Annotated in this window: 16 protein-coding genes; 10 read left to right on the forward strand and 6 right to left on the reverse strand. The window is 53.9% G+C overall.

Features of this window, described 5'->3' with window-relative positions; translation table 11 throughout:
- The first annotated feature begins 145 nt into the window (after window positions 1-145).
- Window positions 146-943 (forward strand): alpha/beta fold hydrolase, encoded by a 798-nt coding sequence (locus E6C51_RS03395; protein ID WP_190235091.1) that lies wholly within the window; start codon window positions 146-148, stop codon window positions 941-943.
- A 6-nt stretch (window positions 944-949) separates the two neighbouring features.
- On the opposite strand, the gene E6C51_RS03400 is transcribed toward E6C51_RS03395, so the two are convergent.
- Complete coding sequence (locus E6C51_RS03400; RefSeq protein ID WP_190235015.1) at window positions 950-1,753, reverse strand: enoyl-CoA hydratase-related protein; 804 nt, start codon at window positions 1,751-1,753, stop codon at window positions 950-952.
- Between the two features lie 73 nt (window positions 1,754-1,826).
- On the opposite strand from E6C51_RS03400, the gene cysE reads away from it, so the two are divergent.
- From cysE to E6C51_RS03415, 3 genes are all read left to right on the forward strand, one after another.
- Complete coding sequence (gene cysE / locus E6C51_RS03405) at window positions 1,827-2,648, forward strand: serine O-acetyltransferase (RefSeq protein WP_146930216.1); 822 nt, start codon at window positions 1,827-1,829, stop codon at window positions 2,646-2,648.
- A gap of 459 nt (window positions 2,649-3,107) precedes the next feature.
- A complete protein-coding gene (locus tag E6C51_RS03410) occupies window positions 3,108-3,311 on the forward strand; it encodes a DUF3126 family protein (RefSeq protein WP_075641160.1) in 204 nt (67 codons plus the stop codon).
- A gap of 188 nt (window positions 3,312-3,499) precedes the next feature.
- Window positions 3,500-3,853, forward strand: a complete 354-nt coding sequence (locus E6C51_RS03415; protein ID WP_190235016.1) for a phasin family protein — start codon at window positions 3,500-3,502, stop codon at window positions 3,851-3,853.
- Between the two features lie 342 nt (window positions 3,854-4,195).
- Here E6C51_RS03415 and E6C51_RS03420 read toward each other — a convergent pair whose 3' ends face one another.
- Complete coding sequence (locus tag E6C51_RS03420) at window positions 4,196-5,461, reverse strand: DUF2254 domain-containing protein (protein WP_190235017.1); 1,266 nt, start codon at window positions 5,459-5,461, stop codon at window positions 4,196-4,198.
- Between the two features lie 482 nt (window positions 5,462-5,943).
- Between E6C51_RS03420 and clpS the strand changes: the two genes are divergently transcribed.
- The 4 genes from clpS (at window position 5,944) to E6C51_RS03440 (ending at window position 9,951) form a co-directional block, all read left to right on the forward strand.
- Entirely contained in the window at window positions 5,944-6,294 is a 351-nt protein-coding gene (clpS, locus tag E6C51_RS03425; RefSeq protein WP_146931224.1) for an ATP-dependent Clp protease adapter ClpS, read from the forward strand.
- A 10-nt stretch (window positions 6,295-6,304) separates the two neighbouring features.
- Entirely contained in the window at window positions 6,305-8,791 is a 2,487-nt protein-coding gene (gene clpA / locus E6C51_RS03430; RefSeq protein WP_146930208.1) for an ATP-dependent Clp protease ATP-binding subunit ClpA, read from the forward strand.
- 72 nt (window positions 8,792-8,863) lie between these two features.
- Window positions 8,864-9,622 carry an AzlC family ABC transporter permease gene (locus E6C51_RS03435; RefSeq protein WP_230987033.1) on the forward strand — a complete coding sequence of 253 codons (759 nt, stop codon included), beginning with the start codon at window positions 8,864-8,866 and terminating at the stop codon, window positions 9,620-9,622.
- The gene (locus tag E6C51_RS03440; RefSeq protein ID WP_190235018.1) at window positions 9,619-9,951 is read left to right on the forward strand and encodes an AzlD domain-containing protein; all 333 of its coding nucleotides are present in this window, start codon (window positions 9,619-9,621) and stop codon (window positions 9,949-9,951) included. The genes E6C51_RS03435 and E6C51_RS03440 overlap by 4 nt, the downstream gene beginning before the upstream one ends.
- Here the strand turns inward: E6C51_RS03440 and E6C51_RS03445 are convergent.
- The 4 genes from E6C51_RS03445 to E6C51_RS03460 are packed head-to-tail and all read right to left on the reverse strand — an operon-like array spanning window position 9,946 to window position 12,843.
- On the reverse strand, window positions 9,946-10,371 hold the full coding sequence (locus tag E6C51_RS03445; protein ID WP_190235019.1) for an HIT family protein: 426 nt from the start codon (window positions 10,369-10,371) through the stop codon (window positions 9,946-9,948). The genes E6C51_RS03440 and E6C51_RS03445 overlap by 6 nt on opposite strands.
- A 56-nt stretch (window positions 10,372-10,427) precedes the next feature.
- Window positions 10,428-11,636, reverse strand: coding sequence for a GNAT family N-acetyltransferase (locus E6C51_RS03450; RefSeq protein WP_190235020.1), 1,209 nt, complete (start codon window positions 11,634-11,636; stop codon window positions 10,428-10,430).
- Between the two features lie 11 nt (window positions 11,637-11,647).
- Window positions 11,648-12,376, reverse strand: a complete 729-nt coding sequence (locus E6C51_RS03455) for a glycerophosphodiester phosphodiesterase (protein ID WP_190235021.1) — start codon at window positions 12,374-12,376, stop codon at window positions 11,648-11,650.
- Window positions 12,373-12,843 (reverse strand): RidA family protein, encoded by a 471-nt coding sequence (locus tag E6C51_RS03460; RefSeq protein WP_190235022.1) that lies wholly within the window; start codon window positions 12,841-12,843, stop codon window positions 12,373-12,375. Before E6C51_RS03460 ends, E6C51_RS03455 begins: the two co-directional genes overlap by 4 nt.
- Window positions 12,844-12,961: 118 nt before the next feature.
- Here E6C51_RS03460 and E6C51_RS03465 point away from each other — a divergent pair, with 118 nt between their 5' ends.
- Both E6C51_RS03465 and rpsB read left to right on the forward strand, forming a co-directional pair.
- Window positions 12,962-13,780 carry a cell envelope integrity EipB family protein gene (locus E6C51_RS03465; protein WP_190235023.1) on the forward strand — a complete coding sequence of 273 codons (819 nt, stop codon included), beginning with the start codon at window positions 12,962-12,964 and terminating at the stop codon, window positions 13,778-13,780.
- 183 nt (window positions 13,781-13,963) lie between these two features.
- Window positions 13,964-14,731, forward strand: a complete 768-nt coding sequence (rpsB, locus tag E6C51_RS03470; protein WP_146930183.1) for a 30S ribosomal protein S2 — start codon at window positions 13,964-13,966, stop codon at window positions 14,729-14,731.
- Window positions 14,732-14,960 lie beyond the last annotated feature (229 nt).

A 14,960-nucleotide genomic window follows, 5' to 3' on the forward strand; every position in this document is an offset into this window, starting at 1 on the left:
CTTTTTCGCAAAAGTGTAGTGGCAATGCAGCAAGCGGCCCACAGTTTTTCAAGGTGTTGGGCTTGCGAGTGGCGGTAGGTACACTATCGTTGCGGAAAGATTTTCTCTTGTGCCTGATGATGGCCTGACTGACGGACTGATGATTATGAACTTGAATGTGCCTGCTTTTTCCCGCTTTACCCATGATGGGCTGTCGCTTGCCTATTTTGATGAGGGCGATCCATCGGCTCCGGCAGTTTTGCTGATTCACGGCTTTGCCTCCTCTGCGATGGTCAATTGGGTTCATCCCGGCTGGCTAAAGACACTGGTAGATGCAGGCTACCGGGTGATTGCGCTGGACAATCGCGGCCATGGCCAAAGCGATAAACCGCACGAGGCAGAGGTTTACCATCCCGAAAACATGGCTTCAGATGCGGCGGCTTTGCTGGATCACCTTGGCATCGAGCAGGCCCATGTCATGGGTTATTCCATGGGCGCGCGTATATCTGCCTTTATGGCGCTGGATTTTCCAACACGCATTCGATCCTTGGTGTTTGGCGGTCTGGGGATTGGCATGTGCGACGGCGTTGGTGATTGGGATCCGATTGCCGATGCGCTCATGGCTCCATCACTTGATGTGGTGACCCATGAGCGTGGCCGGATGTTTCGCGCGTTTGCCGAGCAGACCCGCAGTGATCGTCTGGCCCTTGCCGCCTGCATCAGCACGTCGCGCGATCTTGTGACGCGCGAAGAACTTGGACGCCTCACCGTTCCGACTCTGATTGGTGTGGGCACAAAGGATGATATTGCCGGATCAGCGCAGGAACTGGCCGACTTGATGCCCAATGCCCGCGCTCTCGATATTCCCAATCGCGATCATATGCTGGCTGTGGGCGACCGAGTGTTCAAGGCCGCCGTGCTCGAATTTTATCGCGAACTTGATCAGCCTGGCGACCAGCCTTGAGTTATTCTACTCTCCTTTGAAAACCGGAGGCCGCTTTTCGAGAAATGCGGTGCGGCCTTCGAGATAATCGGCGCTTTCAAAGGTGGCCGCTCCCAGCACCGCCGCTTCGGTCAGCAGGTTTTCATCTTCACTCTCGCTGGCCCGTAAAGCAAGCTTGGCCGCAGAGACGGAAAGCGGCGCATTGGCGGCTATGGTCTGCGCCAGAGAAAAGGCGGCACCCTCAAGAGCCGTTGGTGCCACAACCTGACTGAGAAAGCCGCAGGCCAAAAGCTCTTTGGCGGGCAGGGCGGCACCGGTAAACAATAAGTGCCGGGCCATTTGGCTTCCCAAGCCGCGCTGCAAATCGGCAACCGCATCCGCCGGATAAGCGAGACCCAGACGGGCGGAGGGAATGGCAAACACGGCGGTGTCGTCGGCAATGCGAAGGTCTGCGGCGGCTGCCAGCCCAAAGGCACCGCCGTAGCAAGCCCCCCGGATAGAGGCAATCACCGGAATGCGAACCTCGCGAAGGGCGGTGAATGCGGTGCTGTTTTCCGCCTCATACATGCGGGCCTGAACGGCGGTGGCGCGTTCGGTGGCAAACTCGGAAATATCGGCACCGGCGCTGAAATCCTTTTGGCCGCCGCCTGTCATGACAATGCAGTGGATCTGTCCGTCTTCCAAAAGCCAATCGAGAGCATCGGGAATAGCGCGCCACATGGCTTTGGTGATCGCATTTTTTCGGGCTGGATTATCAAAAATCAAAGCGCCGATGCCATTTTGTCCGGCAGCACGGATACCGCCACCACCAAATATGCGCGCTTGTTTCATTTTTCAGCTCCCATCTGGTCTCAGAGACATATGATCTATATATTGGAGCGCGAACGTCAATGAGGAGATTGCCATGGCGGCCAAGACCGATCTTGCGAAGCGGGAGATGATCAAGCCAATGGACCCGATATGGGATACGCTGAAGCAAGAGGCACGGTGTGCCGCAGATCAAGATCCCTTGTTGGCGGCTTTTCTGTACTCCACCGTGCTGAACCATCGGTCGCTGGAAGATTGCGTCATCCATCGCATTTGCGAAAGGCTGGACCATCCCGATTTGCAGTCCGCACTGCTGCGTCAGACCTTTGATGAGATGCTTCAGGATTGGCCGGAGTGGGGCTCGATCCTTCGCGTTGATATTCAGGCCTATTATGATCGCGATGCAGCCTGCTCTCGGTTTATCGAGCCGGTACTTTATTTCAAGGGCTTTCACGCCATTCAAACGCATCGGCTGGCCCATTGGCTTTGGACCAACAACCGGCGTGATTTTGCCCTCTATCTGCAAAGCCGGTCAAGCAGCGTTTTCCAGACAGACATTAATCCCGCGGCTTTCATGGGGCGCGGAATATTTCTGGATCATGCGACAGGTCTGGTTGTAGGCGAGACGGCGCGCGTTGGCGACAATGTTTCCATCCTTCACGGTGTCACTCTGGGTGGCACCGGAAAAGAAGGGGCAGATCGTCACCCGAAGATTGGCAATGGTGTGCTGATTGGTGCGGGCGCGAAAGTGCTGGGCAATATCGACATCGGCTGCTGTTCGCGCATTGCCGCAGGCTCCGTTGTGTTAAAGCCTGTGCCGCCGGGCAAGACTGTGGCAGGCGTGCCTGCCAAGGTGGTTGGCGAGGCCGGTTGTGCAGAGCCTGCACGCTCCATGGACCAGATGGTCGCAGGCGTGTGATGGAATGCTGCGGCGCGTTTCGCTTAAGCAAGTGTTTCGCTTAAATCAGGGCAGATAGATTTGGGTAATGCTGCTGATGTGTGCAATCGCGGCTTTACATGGCAGTTTGGCCCGTGCAACAAGCGGCTGGCTTGAGGTGTTTCGCATTGGCTTTCATGCCAATGGCTGCCCCAAGCGACGGCATGACATCCTGCATCAAAGTGGATTGCAGGAGAAAATGGTGCAGCATGCATAAATGTTGCAGCGTGTTTTATGTGATTTGCGAAATGCATAACGCTGCAATGTGATTTTCTGTGTGATTTTTGCCTTGGCGCTGCCTTGGTTGAAGGCTTATGAAGTCATGGCGTAACTTTGCTGATCGTCCCGATTGGTGATGATTGTGCTGGAATTTTAAAAACCACAGCGCCGCCCCAAGGCTGTTGCAAGCCGTTGCGCTGTGGAAGACCGATGGAGACATGTGTGAAAGCAGACGAAATCAAGAAGCTGGACGCCTATTTCAAGCGTACCTTCAATCCAACAATGGTTGTCAAGGCTCGTCCACGCAAGGATGACTCGGCAGAGGTTTATGTCGGCGAAGAGTTTCTCGGCGTCGTTTTCAAAGACGATGAAGATGGCGATCTTTCCTACAATTTTTCGATGGCCATTCTCGACGTGGATCTGTAATCGCGCGTTGCGTTACTGATTGAAATATCTCGTTATATCGCATTCAGAAGGGTGCTCACAGGCGTGGGCACCCTTTTTGTTTTTGATGATTGCAACTTTTGAGGGATGGTGCATTGCACAAATTAACTTGACCTTTTTTAGGGCAATGTTCTATTGTGCCCGGAGCAAGAGGAAAAAGGAGTGCTCGCATGATCAATATCGAAGAAGCCAGCAAGAAGAGCAAGGAAGCTATGGACGCTGCCGTAAAAAATTATGCGGAAGTAACGAAGAGCTTTCAGTCTATCGCGGCCGAAGCGACTGAATATTCCAAGAAGTCGGTTCAGGAATTGACCAGTTTTGTCGAGCAGCTCACCGCTGCACGCAGCATCGAAACCGTCGTTGAATTGCAGACCAAATTCGCCAAAAACTCCTATGAATCCTTTGTTGCCGAAGCAACAAAGATTGGCGAAATGTATGCCAATTTGGCCAAGACAGCTTACAAGTCTTATGAAGCGCCTGTGGCAAAAGCAACGAAGCCTGCCTCTGTCGCGCCAACGGCATAATTATCAGCACTGATTGAGAGAGTTTGTCGAAAAAAAGTTGAGTCCTGTTTTTTGACACAGCCTGATATACTCTGAACAAAGCGGCCGCCTCCCTGGGCGGCCGTCAGCTTATTGACAAACCTCTCGCTCGACGTTTCGTCACCCTCGGGCCTGTCCCGAGGGTCTGCCGTGGCTGGATAAGCAATTGACTCTGCTTATGAAATTAGCGTGGTTAGATGCTCGGCACAGGGCCGAGCATGACGTCGAGGATAAATTTAGGGTTTGTCGCCAGTCTGGCGGCCGCCTTCCCGGGCGGCCGCTTTTGTTTTGCAGCTTACGCCTCTTTGCCGTCGAAAAGGTTCGTTAAATATCGGTTCGAATGTCGCTCAGCCTGTCAAAGTCTTCCGCTAATACCAAAGCCTTTTTTGCATGTTGCATTGCCCGACGCGACTGTGTTCTGGCAGCCAGTGTGAAGTCGTCACCGTATGATGAGAGGTCTGCCAATGCTTTTTGCAGGCAGATTTGCACTTCAATCATCGCTGCCCCATCGCGACCGATTGGCGCAAAGACGTCGGCAAACAGATCTTGAATGTCGAGCGCGGGAACGCGAACGTGAGGAAAGGCAACGTCAGATGTTTTTCGTTCAGGATCGGTTTTTTCGTCTTCGCCGGGCTGCATCATGGCCAAAAGACGAACTGCGCGCCCAATGACATCAATGGCCGTGCCGGGATCATTCACCGCAGGTGATAGGGCCCGTGAGGCGATTTCCGACAAAACGCAAAAACCAAAACGCGGATCCTGCTCATAGGAGCGGGTGTCGGCAATGGTGAATGCAGCCTGGATAGAGGCTTTGGTTTTGTCATCAACAGCCACACCAAGCTTGGCAATGGGCCGGTTGGGGCCTGCAAAACTCCCAGAGACGGCCATCAGGTCGAGAACGGTCTTGTGCTCTTTTGCAATCGTATTCAAGGCTCCGACGTCGACATGCTGAATATAGCCTATCGCTTGTGCGTGGATGATAAAGCCGGAGAGGTCGCTTTCTGGGCTTTTGGGCAGCGGCAGGCCTCCGAGATAGGGATTACCCTGCCGTGCTTGCATGGCGTTGGCTGTAGCGGCTTCGACCCTGCCAATCGTATCTATCATCTGGCCAAGGCGCGAAAGGTGATCCACCCAGCGCAGCAAAGTCAGCACGATGACGGCAATGACAATCAAGGTTGCAACAAACAGAATAACGCGCCCTTGGTCTCCATAGGCTCCGGTGCTGAGGCTGACGATGCCGACAAGGCTGAACAGAAAGGCACCGATGAAGGTGGCCACCACATTCTGCGTTGTGGAATCCTCGACCACAAGGCGTGTTGCTCTTGGCGTGGCGTTGCTTGCGGCGGAGCCATAGGCGGTGACCATGGAGGTTAGGGAAAATGTGGTAACCGTCAACATGCTGGTGGCCAGAATGTTGAGTATTCCATCCACGGCGTCAGCCCCGATTTTGCCCGCCAGTGAAGGTGGCAATTGCGGTGAGAAGAAAACCGAAAACAGGGCCGTTGCCAGGCCGATGAGCGCGAAGATTGCCGGGCGAAACCAGAGCCTTTTTACAAATCGCAGTACAATCCATCGCCATTTTGAAATCATGTTTTTTGTCCTGCATTGCTCATTTAATGTTTCGCGCCCTTCGCGTCATCCCGCGACGTCGGGTGCGCTCAATGTAGCGCTCCAGCGCTCGACGACCAGAACAATCGCGCGCAGCCGCACTGCTTATTGGTCAGCTTCGGGCAGTGAAGGTCTGCGACATTTCGCTTCGCAAGATTGTTTTGCGTTTGCCATGATTGCGATTGGGGCTTTCGCTTGAAGGATGTAAATTAAGACCTATCTTGCGAGAGGACATTGCCGCAGATTGGGTGAAGCACCAATAGCGGGAATGGGTGAAAAACTGAAATTTAGACGATGAAGTTGCAGTGTCTTAAGGGTTTTCGGAATGAGACTGCGCAATTCTGTTTGAAGTGATGGGCAATGGGCTTAAAATCGTCGAGAAATGAACTACCTTATGGACAGGTTAACGTCCTGCAGATTCGGATTCTGCCAAAAAGACCGGGTGTCGGGAGACTATATTGAACATGATCGCGCAACCGATCGTCATGCAACGGCAGGGAAATGGTGGAGACGGACCCAATCGGGGCACGTCTGTCATCACGCGCACGAAGCCGAAGACCAAAAAACCGAACTTGTATCGTGTTCTCATTCTGAATGACGATTACACGCCGATGGAGTTCGTGATACATATACTTGAGCGTTTTTTTCAAAAGGACCGGGAAGCAGCAACCCGCATCATGCTGCACGTGCATAACCACGGGGTAGGGGAATGCGGCGTCTTCACCTATGAGGTCGCCGAAACCAAGGTAAGCCAAGTCATGGACTTCGCACGACAGCACGAACACCCGCTGCAGTGCGTCATGGAAAAGAAATGAGGATCTGACCGTGCCAACATTTTCTCCAAGCCTGGAAAAGGCGCTGCATCAGGCTCTCACTTTTGCCAATGAGCGTCATCACGAATACGCAACTCTCGAGCATTTGCTGCTGGCGTTGATAGAAGATGCCGATGCTGCCGCTGTTATGGGGGCGTGCAATGTGGATCTTGACGTCTTGCGAAAGACAGTGAGCGAATACGTCGATAACGAACTGGCCAATCTGGTGACTGGCTATGACGAAGATTCCAAACCCACATCCGGATTTCAACGCGTTATTCAGCGCGCGGTCATCCATGTGCAATCGTCCGGCCGTGAAGAGGTGACTGGCGCGAATGTGCTGGTGGCGATCTTTGCCGAGCGCGAAAGCCATGCGGCCTATTTTCTGCAAGAGCAGGAAATGACCCGTTATGATGCGGTGAACTACATCTCCCACGGCATTGGCAAGCGCCCCGGCACCTCGCAATCACGCCCGCCACGCGGCGTTGAAGAAGAAAGCGAAGCCAGCAGCAAGGCCAATCGCGACCACGAAGAAGGCCCGGCCAAGAAACAGCCGGATGCCTTGAAGGCCTATTGCGTCAACCTCAATGAAAAGGCCAAGAAGGGTCGGATTGATCCGCTGATCGGTCGTCATGATGAGGTGAACCGCACCATTCAGGTGCTTTGCCGTCGCTCCAAGAACAACCCGCTGTATGTGGGTGATCCCGGCGTGGGTAAAACCGCGATTGCCGAAGGTCTGGCCAAGCGCATTGTTGAAGGCAAGGTGCCGGAAGCTTTGGCCGATGCCACCATTTTCTCGCTCGACATGGGCACGCTGCTGGCTGGCACCCGCTATCGTGGCGATTTTGAAGAGCGCTTGAAGCAGGTCGTCAAGGAGTTGGAAGATTATCCCGGTGCCGTGCTGTTTATCGATGAGATTCACACGGTGATTGGTGCGGGTGCTACATCGGGTGGTGCGATGGATGCATCAAACCTGCTGAAGCCCGCTTTGTCCTCTGGTGCGATTCGCTGCATCGGTTCGACAACCTACAAGGAATATCGGCAGTTTTTTGAGAAAGATCGCGCTCTGGTGCGTCGTTTCCAGAAGATTGATGTCAATGAACCATCGATTGATGATGCCATTGAGATCATGAAGGGCTTGAAGCCCTACTTCGAGGACTATCACAAGCTGCGTTACACCAACGAAGCCATTAAAAGTGCTGTGGAGCTATCGGCCCGCTATATCAGCGATCGCAAGCTGCCCGACAAAGCCATTGATGTGATTGATGAAACTGGCGCGGCCCAAATGTTGTTGCCAACGTCGCGTCGACGCAAATTGATCACCGAGAAGGAAATCGAAGTGACCATTGCCACCATGGCCCGTATTCCGGCCAAGACGGTGTCAAAGGACGATGAGATGGTTCTGGCCAATCTTGAGCAGGAACTGCGCTCGGTGGTTTATGGTCAGGATGATGCAATTGAAGCCCTGTCAACCGCCATCAAACTGGCGCGGGCTGGCTTGCGTGAGCCAAACAAGCCGATTGGCTCTTACGTCTTCTCAGGCCCCACCGGGGTTGGCAAAACAGAAGTTGCCAAGCAACTCGCCTCGTCTCTGGGCGTGGAATTGCAGCGCTTTGACATGTCGGAATATATGGAGCGCCATACGGTGTCGCGCCTGCTTGGAGCGCCTCCCGGCTATGTCGGCTTCGATCAGGGCGGCCTGTTGACCGATGGTGTCGATCAGCATCCACATTCCGTGGTGCTGCTGGACGAAATCGAAAAGGCCCATCCGGATATCTACAACATTCTGTTGCAGGTTATGGACCACGGTTCACTGACTGATCATAACGGCAAGAAGATCGATTTCCGCAATGTCATTCTGATCATGACGACCAATGCGGGCGCATCTGAAATGGCGAAATCGGCGATTGGGTTTGGCTCTTCCAAGCGCAGCGGTGAGGATGAGGAGGCCATCAACCGCCTGTTCACGCCGGAATTCCGCAACCGTCTGGACGCGATCATTCCGTTCACGCCGCTGCCCAGTGAAGTCATTCACAAGGTGGTCCAGAAGTTCGTCATGCAGTTGGAAGCGCAATTGTCTGACCGTGGCGTTACCTTTGAGCTGTCGCCTGAAGCCGTGGCATGGCTGGCAACCAAGGGCTATGACGAAAAAATGGGTGCACGGCCACTTGGTCGGGTCATTCAGGAGCATATCAAGAAGCCGCTGGCCAATGAGATTCTGTTTGGCAAACTCAAGAAGGGCGGTCTGGTCAAGGTTGGTGTTGCCACCAAGGATGATGGAACAGATGGCCTCACTCTCGATTGCGTTTCTGACGCAACGCCTGTCGAGCCGAAGCCGGAAGCCGAGCAGATCGAAGCCATGCATGATGATGGTGAGGTTGTGACCAAGCCATTGCCGAAAGCCAAAAAGGCAAAGGCAGAACCAGAAGTGCAGTCCTTGAATGACAGCAAGCCTGCGGTAAAGAAAAGTTCTGTGCCAAAGGTTCCAAAGAAGAAATAAGCGTCCATCGCGCGATGGAAAATCAACAATGCCGGGCACGCTGCCCGGCATTGTGTTTTGATAGGTTTGTTGATGTTATCGTCGTTTTTTCAGACCCGCCCGCAGCTCCGCTGGTTTTTGATTGGCATGCGTGGTCTCTTCAGTATCCCGGCCATGATCCTCATGGTGTCGTTTGTTGGTTTTAGCGCATTTGCGGTTGAGAGCGGCATTGGTCGCGGCGAAGCCATGTTTATGACGGCGATCATCTGGGCGCTGCCAGCCAAGATGATTCTGATTGGCATGATGAGCAGTGGTGCCAGTCTGCTGGCCTGCTTTTTGGCCGTTTCGCTCTCATCAATACGGATGATGCCGATGGTCGCATCACTGGTGCCGGAAATGCGTGGTAGCAAGACACCAACCTGGCTGTTGCTGATCCTGTCTCATTTTGTTGCCATCACCGCCTGGGTGTTTGCCATGGCCAATCTGAAAACCATCCCGCGCGAAGGCCGCATTGCTTACTTTGCTGGATTTGGTCTGACACTGGTGGCGGTCAACACGATATTGGTGGGCGTTTGCTACAGTCTGGTGTCAACATTTCCGCCCCTTGTTGCAGGCGTGCTGTTTTTTCTCACACCGGTCTATTTTGTCGCTTCAATCTGGGCAACTGGCCGCCAAACGGTGGTGAAGGTTGCGTTTGTGATCGGAATCGTATCCGGCCCGCTCCTTGCCCTCATCGTTCCCGGTTTTGATATTTTGATTGCCGGGATTGGTGGTGGAACCCTGGCCTATCTGATTGATCGCTTTTTCATTCGTGGGCGCGCCAAAGCGGCCCTTGCTGAGGAGGCTGCGTGATGGCGGAGTATTGGCCCTATGTGGTAATTATCGTTGCCGGTTGGCTGGCAACCGATCTATGGCGCTGGCTGGGGGTGATTGCCGGAAACCGCCTGCAAGAAGGCTCGGAGCCTCTGTATTGGGTGAGGGCGGTGGCCACATCGCTGGTGATGGCCGTGACCGCCAAACTTATCGTTTTTCCAACCGGGGCATTGGCCGCCTCACCTTTGTGGTTGCGGCTTGCGGCCACCGGTCTCGGTTTTGTGGCCTTCCTAGTGGCAGGGCAGCGCATCATCGTTGGTGTGACTGTCTCGCTTGCCCTGCTGGCGCTTGGATTGGCGTTTTTATAGAGCCGCAATGATCTTTGCGGCATTGGCCTTTAACACTTCAATATTTTCCATGCCGCCAACATGCGGTTTCAAGGGCTGGCCTTCGTGGCGGGGAATGACGTGGAAATGCAGGTGAAACACGGTCTGGCCCGCAGCTGGCTCGTTGAATTGCGCCACATAGACGCCATCAGCGTCAAAGGCCTCTTGCGCGGCCACAGCCATTTTTTGCACCACAGGGATCAGCTTCGCCAAAACGGAGGGATCGGCATCCAGCAGGTTGCGTGATCCTTGCTTTGGGATGACCAGCAAATGGCCGGGCGCTTGTGGCATGACGTCCATAAAAGCCAGCGTGTCATCGTCCTCATAGAGTTTGACCGATGGAATCTCGCCCTTGATGATTTTTGCAAAGATGTTGTCCGGATCATAGGCCGAAATGCTCATGGAGGTCTCCTCAATATCGAATCGTAATTTTTGTTTTTAGCGCAAGGCAACCGGCGCTAACCATCAAATTCTTCGCCATCACGCATCTGTCGCTCACCCTTTCGAAACGGGGTATGCTCGCCCAGATATTCCTGCGCATGGGCCACCTCGCGACGCTCATGCTCGAGATAATCGGCAATGGCCCGTCGCAAGCCGGGATGCGAAATATAATGGGCTGAATGGGTGGTGACGGGCTGATAGCCGCGCGCCAGCTTATGCTCGCCTTGTGCGCCTGCCTCGACTTTTTTCAAGCCTTTGGCCAAAGCGAAATCAATGGCCTGATGGTAGCACACTTCAAAATGTAAAAAGGGGTGGTCTTCGATACAGCCCCAATGGCGACCAAACAGCACCTCGGAGCCAATGAAATTGATCGCACCGGCAATGTAGCGCCCATTGCGTTTGGCCATGACCAGCAAAATATCGTCGGCCATGCGCTCGCCAATCAGCGCGTAAAACTGCCGTGTCAGATAGGGCCTGCCCCATTTGCGGCTGCCTGTGTCCATATAAAAAGCAAAGAACTGATCCCAGATGTCTTCAGTGAGATCTTTGCCGGTCAGCCAGTCAATGGTAATGCCGTTGTCAAGGGCTGCGCGACGTTCCTTGCGCAAGGTTTTGCGCTTGCGCGAGGCCAGTGTTTCCAAAAAGGCGTCGTGATCGGCATAGCCTTCATTGATAAAGTGAAACTGCTGATCGGTGCGCGGCAGAAAACCTGCCGCTTCAAAGCTCGTGCACTCATTGTCTGGCAAAAAGGTCACGTGGGCGGAGGATACGCCCAGTTGCTTTGCCACCTCCGCCAATCCGCTCGACAGCGCTTTATGAGCGCTTTGTGCATCAACGCCGGGTGCCACCATCAGCCGAGGGCCGGTTGCAGGTGTGAATGGAATCGATGCCTGAAGCTTGGGGTAATATCGTCCGCCGGCGCGCTCAAAGGCATCGGCCCAGCCATGGTCAAACACATATTCGCCTTGGCTGTTGTTTTTCAAATAGCAGGGCATGGCCGCCAAAAGCTGACCTGATGCACTTTCCATCAAGAGATGATGGCCCATCCAGCCGGTTTTTGCGGTGGCCGAGCCTGATTCTTCCAGGGATGAAAGATAGGCCCAGCTGTTGAACGGGTTATAGGCGGCATTTTCCGATGCCTTGCTGGCACCGGAAAGCCTGTCCCACGCAGACTGTGCAATGTCCTTGAACGACTGCTCAACCCTGATTGTGACTTCCTCGGTCATGCGGCTCCAACTTACGCAGTGACGACCGGGTCTCTGGGATCAAACCCTTCAAACGTCATCTGATCTGCATATTTATAGGTCTGCGCCCGCATGATTTCATCCCTGACAGTCCAGGTAATCACGGGAATGTTTTTCTGCCGCTGGGCTTCAATGAAGCTGTTGGGCAGATGCGCCACGCAATAGGAAATGAAATCCAATCCCAGCTGCATGGCTTCATCATGAGCAAAGAAGCTCTCGGGCTTTGTGCCTTCAGCTGTGAGGCCAACAGGATAGGGGCAGTTTTGCGCCTTTAACTCTTTGAGCAGATGGACGTCAAAGCTCATCAGGGCAACTTTTCCCTGATAGCCGTTGAGAACCTCGAGCACGTCTTCGACAAAGCCCTCGTCGTTCCCCAGCCGACCCTTGAGTTCGATGATCAGCGGCACCTGACCCTTGACCAGATCCAGCAGCTGTTTCAGCGTTGGCACCTTGTCTTTGGTGCCGCCAATCGACATCAGCTTCAACTCGGCTGCGGTGCGGTCGCGCACATCGCCAGTCATATTGCAAAGGCGCTGCATGTCGTCGTCATGAAACACCACGGGCACACTGTCGGTGGTGTATTGCAGGTCGCACTCAATGGCAAAACCAGCTTCCACGGCACGCGCTGCCGCCGAAAGCGTGTTTTCCCAAATCAGTTTATTCTGGTCGTGAAAGCCACGGTGGGCGACAGGAAGATCCTTGATCCAGCTGGCATCGATCACAGGCTGATCTCCATGATGGCATCAACTTCAACAGCAGCGTTCAGGGGCAGGGCGGCCATGCCGACGGCGGCGCGCGCGTGTTTGCCCGCCTCACCCAACACATTGGCAATCAGATTGGAGGCACCATTCATCACAAGATGCTGATCGGTAAAGCCCGGTGCAGAAGCAATAAAGCCATTGAGCTTGATGACCTTGACGATTCGCGAAAGATCACCATCCAATGCGGCTTTGGCCTGTGCCAGAATATTGATGGCGCAAAGCTCCGCTGCGCGCTGGCCGTCTGCCAGTTCAACATCCGCACCCAGAAGACCTGTGACAGCAATTTTGCCATTCTCCATGGGCAGTTGGCCGGAGAGATAAAGGAGATTGCCGCTGATGACGAAAGAAACATAGTTTGCGGCAGGCGTGGCCGCAACAGGCAGGGTGATGCCAAGGGTGGCGAGGCGGCTGTCAATGGTTTCGGACATGATCAAATCCCGTATTCGACTGAAACGTGGTGATAAACGTGTATGGGAGGCGGAACTGCCTCGCTTTTGACAACTCAGTTCTTATAGCATTGTAACAGACTGCAACAGGAGATTATGCATGCCGCAGGCGACCTTGGCCCTTGTTCTGGCACTTTCAGCTAACACGGCAATGACACCTGTGAAGGTTGATCCGCACACGCAGACGATTCTTGCCCCTCACCGGGCCACCTATGATATCAGCCTGAAGAAGGCCACGGATCAATCGGGCGTCGATGATATGAGCGGGCGCATGGTCTATGAGTTTAACGGTTCGACCTGTACCGGCTATAAAACCAATTTTCGTTTTGTCACCAAGATTGAAACGGGCGATCAGGTCAGCGTCACCGATCAGCAGATCAGAACATTTGAAAATGTCGGGGCCAGCCGTTTTGATTTTGAAAGCAAATCCTTCACCGATGACAAGCTGGACAAGGATGTCAAAGGCTTTGCCATGGGCAAGGCCAGTGGCCTGCAAGTGGAGCTGAAAGAGCCGCAGCAGCGTGAACTGCAATTGGCCAAGGCGCTTTTTCCAAGCCAGCATGTGCTTGAGATGATTGATCATGCCCGCAAGGGCAATCGGTTTTTTGAAACACGCATCTTTGATGGCACGGAAGATGGCGACAAAAGCTATCTGACAACCACGGTGTTGGGCAAAACCGAAACTCTTGCCAAGGATAACAAAGACCCTCTGTCTGGCCATAGCTATTGGCCTGTTTCCATTGCTTATTATGAAGACAAGTCGTCTGGCGATCAGTTGCCAATTTATACCCAGTCCTTCAATCTCTATGACAATGGCATCACTCGCGATCTTACGCTGGATTACGGCGATGTGATTTTGACCGGAAACCTCACGAAGCTGGAAATGCTGCCAGCCGAAACCTGCAATGCGGAAAAATAGCGTCATGCGTGGGTTTTTAGTGTCCTAGCCTTGATTTGCTGGTCAAATCGCTATATGGCGACCGGCATTCCACACGTGAAGCATGGGATTGTTCGGGAGAAATCCGAATGGTTCCGCCCGGTGGCGTATCTGCAAAGAGCGCTGTTTGCTTCATGGGGGTTAAACCGGAAAAGGAGAAAAGGCATGGCATTGCCTGATTTTAGCATGCGTCAGCTTCTGGAAGCTGGCGTTCACTTTGGTCACCAGACTCATCGCTGGAACCCAAAGATGAAGCCGTACATCTTCGGCGATCGTAACAACATCCACATCATCGATTTGGCTCAGACAGTTCCTATGCTGTCGCGCGCCCTTCAGGTCGTTTCCGACACTGTTGCTCGTGGTGGTCGCGTTCTGTTCGTTGGCACCAAGCGTCAGGCTTCTGATCTGATTGCTGATGCTGCCAAGCGTTCGGCTCAGTACTACGTCAACTCCCGCTGGCTCGGCGGCATGATGACCAACTGGAAGACCATTTCCAATTCGATCCAGCGTCTGCGCAAGCTCGACGAGATCCTGAATTCGGAAGCACAGGGCTATTCCAAGAAGGAGCGCCTGAACCTTGAGCGCGAACGCGAAAAGCTTGAAAAGGCTCTTGGCGGTATCCGCGATATGGGCGGCACCCCTGACCTGATGGTAATCGTAGACACCAACAAGGAAAAGATCGCCATCGACGAAGCAAAGCGTCTGGGCATTCCAGTCGTTGCTATCATCGACTCGAACTGCGATCCTGACCTGATCGACTTCCCGATCCCAGGCAATGACGACGCATCGCGCGCCATCGCTCTGTATTGCGACCTGATTTCGCGCGCTGCCATCGATGGTATCGCTCGCCAGCAGGGCGCTTCGGGCCGTGACATCGGCGCTTCTTTCGAAGCGCCTGTTGAGCCTGCGCTCGACGGTTCTGCCGAAGCTTAATGAGAAGGAGAGCGGGCTGTCACCAGCCCGCGCTCTTTTATCCATTATGGTAAGAATATAGAACATATCCTTGATTTTATAGAGATATGATAGGTTCTACGGATTGATGGGCCGCCACCTCAGCGAAACACTGTGTGGCGGCCCGCTCCTTTCGCTCAATGAGCGGATCGGCAGAGTGCATCTGCCTGATCCTTGTGATGACAGGGTTTCATCACGGTGTAACATTTCC

It is taken from the genome of Gillisella terrae (assembly GCF_004801395.1).
In the GTDB taxonomy this organism is placed as follows: Bacteria; Pseudomonadota; Alphaproteobacteria; order Rhizobiales; family Rhizobiaceae; genus Allorhizobium; species Allorhizobium terrae.

Coding starts and splice junctions, on each gene's coding strand:
- E6C51_RS03400 (WP_190235015.1), bottom strand. CDS start 1,753: ATGAAACAAGCGCGCATATTTGGTGGTGGCGGTATCCGTGCTGCCGGA.
- rpsB (WP_146930183.1), top strand. CDS start 13,964: ATGGCATTGCCTGATTTTAGCATGCGTCAGCTTCTGGAAGCTGGCGTT.
- E6C51_RS03465 (WP_190235023.1), top strand. CDS start 12,962: ATGCCGCAGGCGACCTTGGCCCTTGTTCTGGCACTTTCAGCTAACACG.
- cysE (WP_146930216.1), top strand. CDS start 1,827: ATGGCGGCCAAGACCGATCTTGCGAAGCGGGAGATGATCAAGCCAATG.
- clpS (WP_146931224.1), top strand. CDS start 5,944: ATGATCGCGCAACCGATCGTCATGCAACGGCAGGGAAATGGTGGAGAC.
- E6C51_RS03415 (WP_190235016.1), top strand. CDS start 3,500: ATGATCAATATCGAAGAAGCCAGCAAGAAGAGCAAGGAAGCTATGGAC.
- E6C51_RS03460 (WP_190235022.1), bottom strand. CDS start 12,843: ATGTCCGAAACCATTGACAGCCGCCTCGCCACCCTTGGCATCACCCTG.
- E6C51_RS03445 (WP_190235019.1), bottom strand. CDS start 10,371: ATGAGCATTTCGGCCTATGATCCGGACAACATCTTTGCAAAAATCATC.
- E6C51_RS03420 (WP_190235017.1), bottom strand. CDS start 5,461: ATGATTTCAAAATGGCGATGGATTGTACTGCGATTTGTAAAAAGGCTC.
- E6C51_RS03395 (WP_190235091.1), top strand. CDS start 146: ATGAACTTGAATGTGCCTGCTTTTTCCCGCTTTACCCATGATGGGCTG.
- E6C51_RS03435 (WP_230987033.1), top strand. CDS start 8,864: ATGTTATCGTCGTTTTTTCAGACCCGCCCGCAGCTCCGCTGGTTTTTG.
- E6C51_RS03450 (WP_190235020.1), bottom strand. CDS start 11,636: ATGACCGAGGAAGTCACAATCAGGGTTGAGCAGTCGTTCAAGGACATT.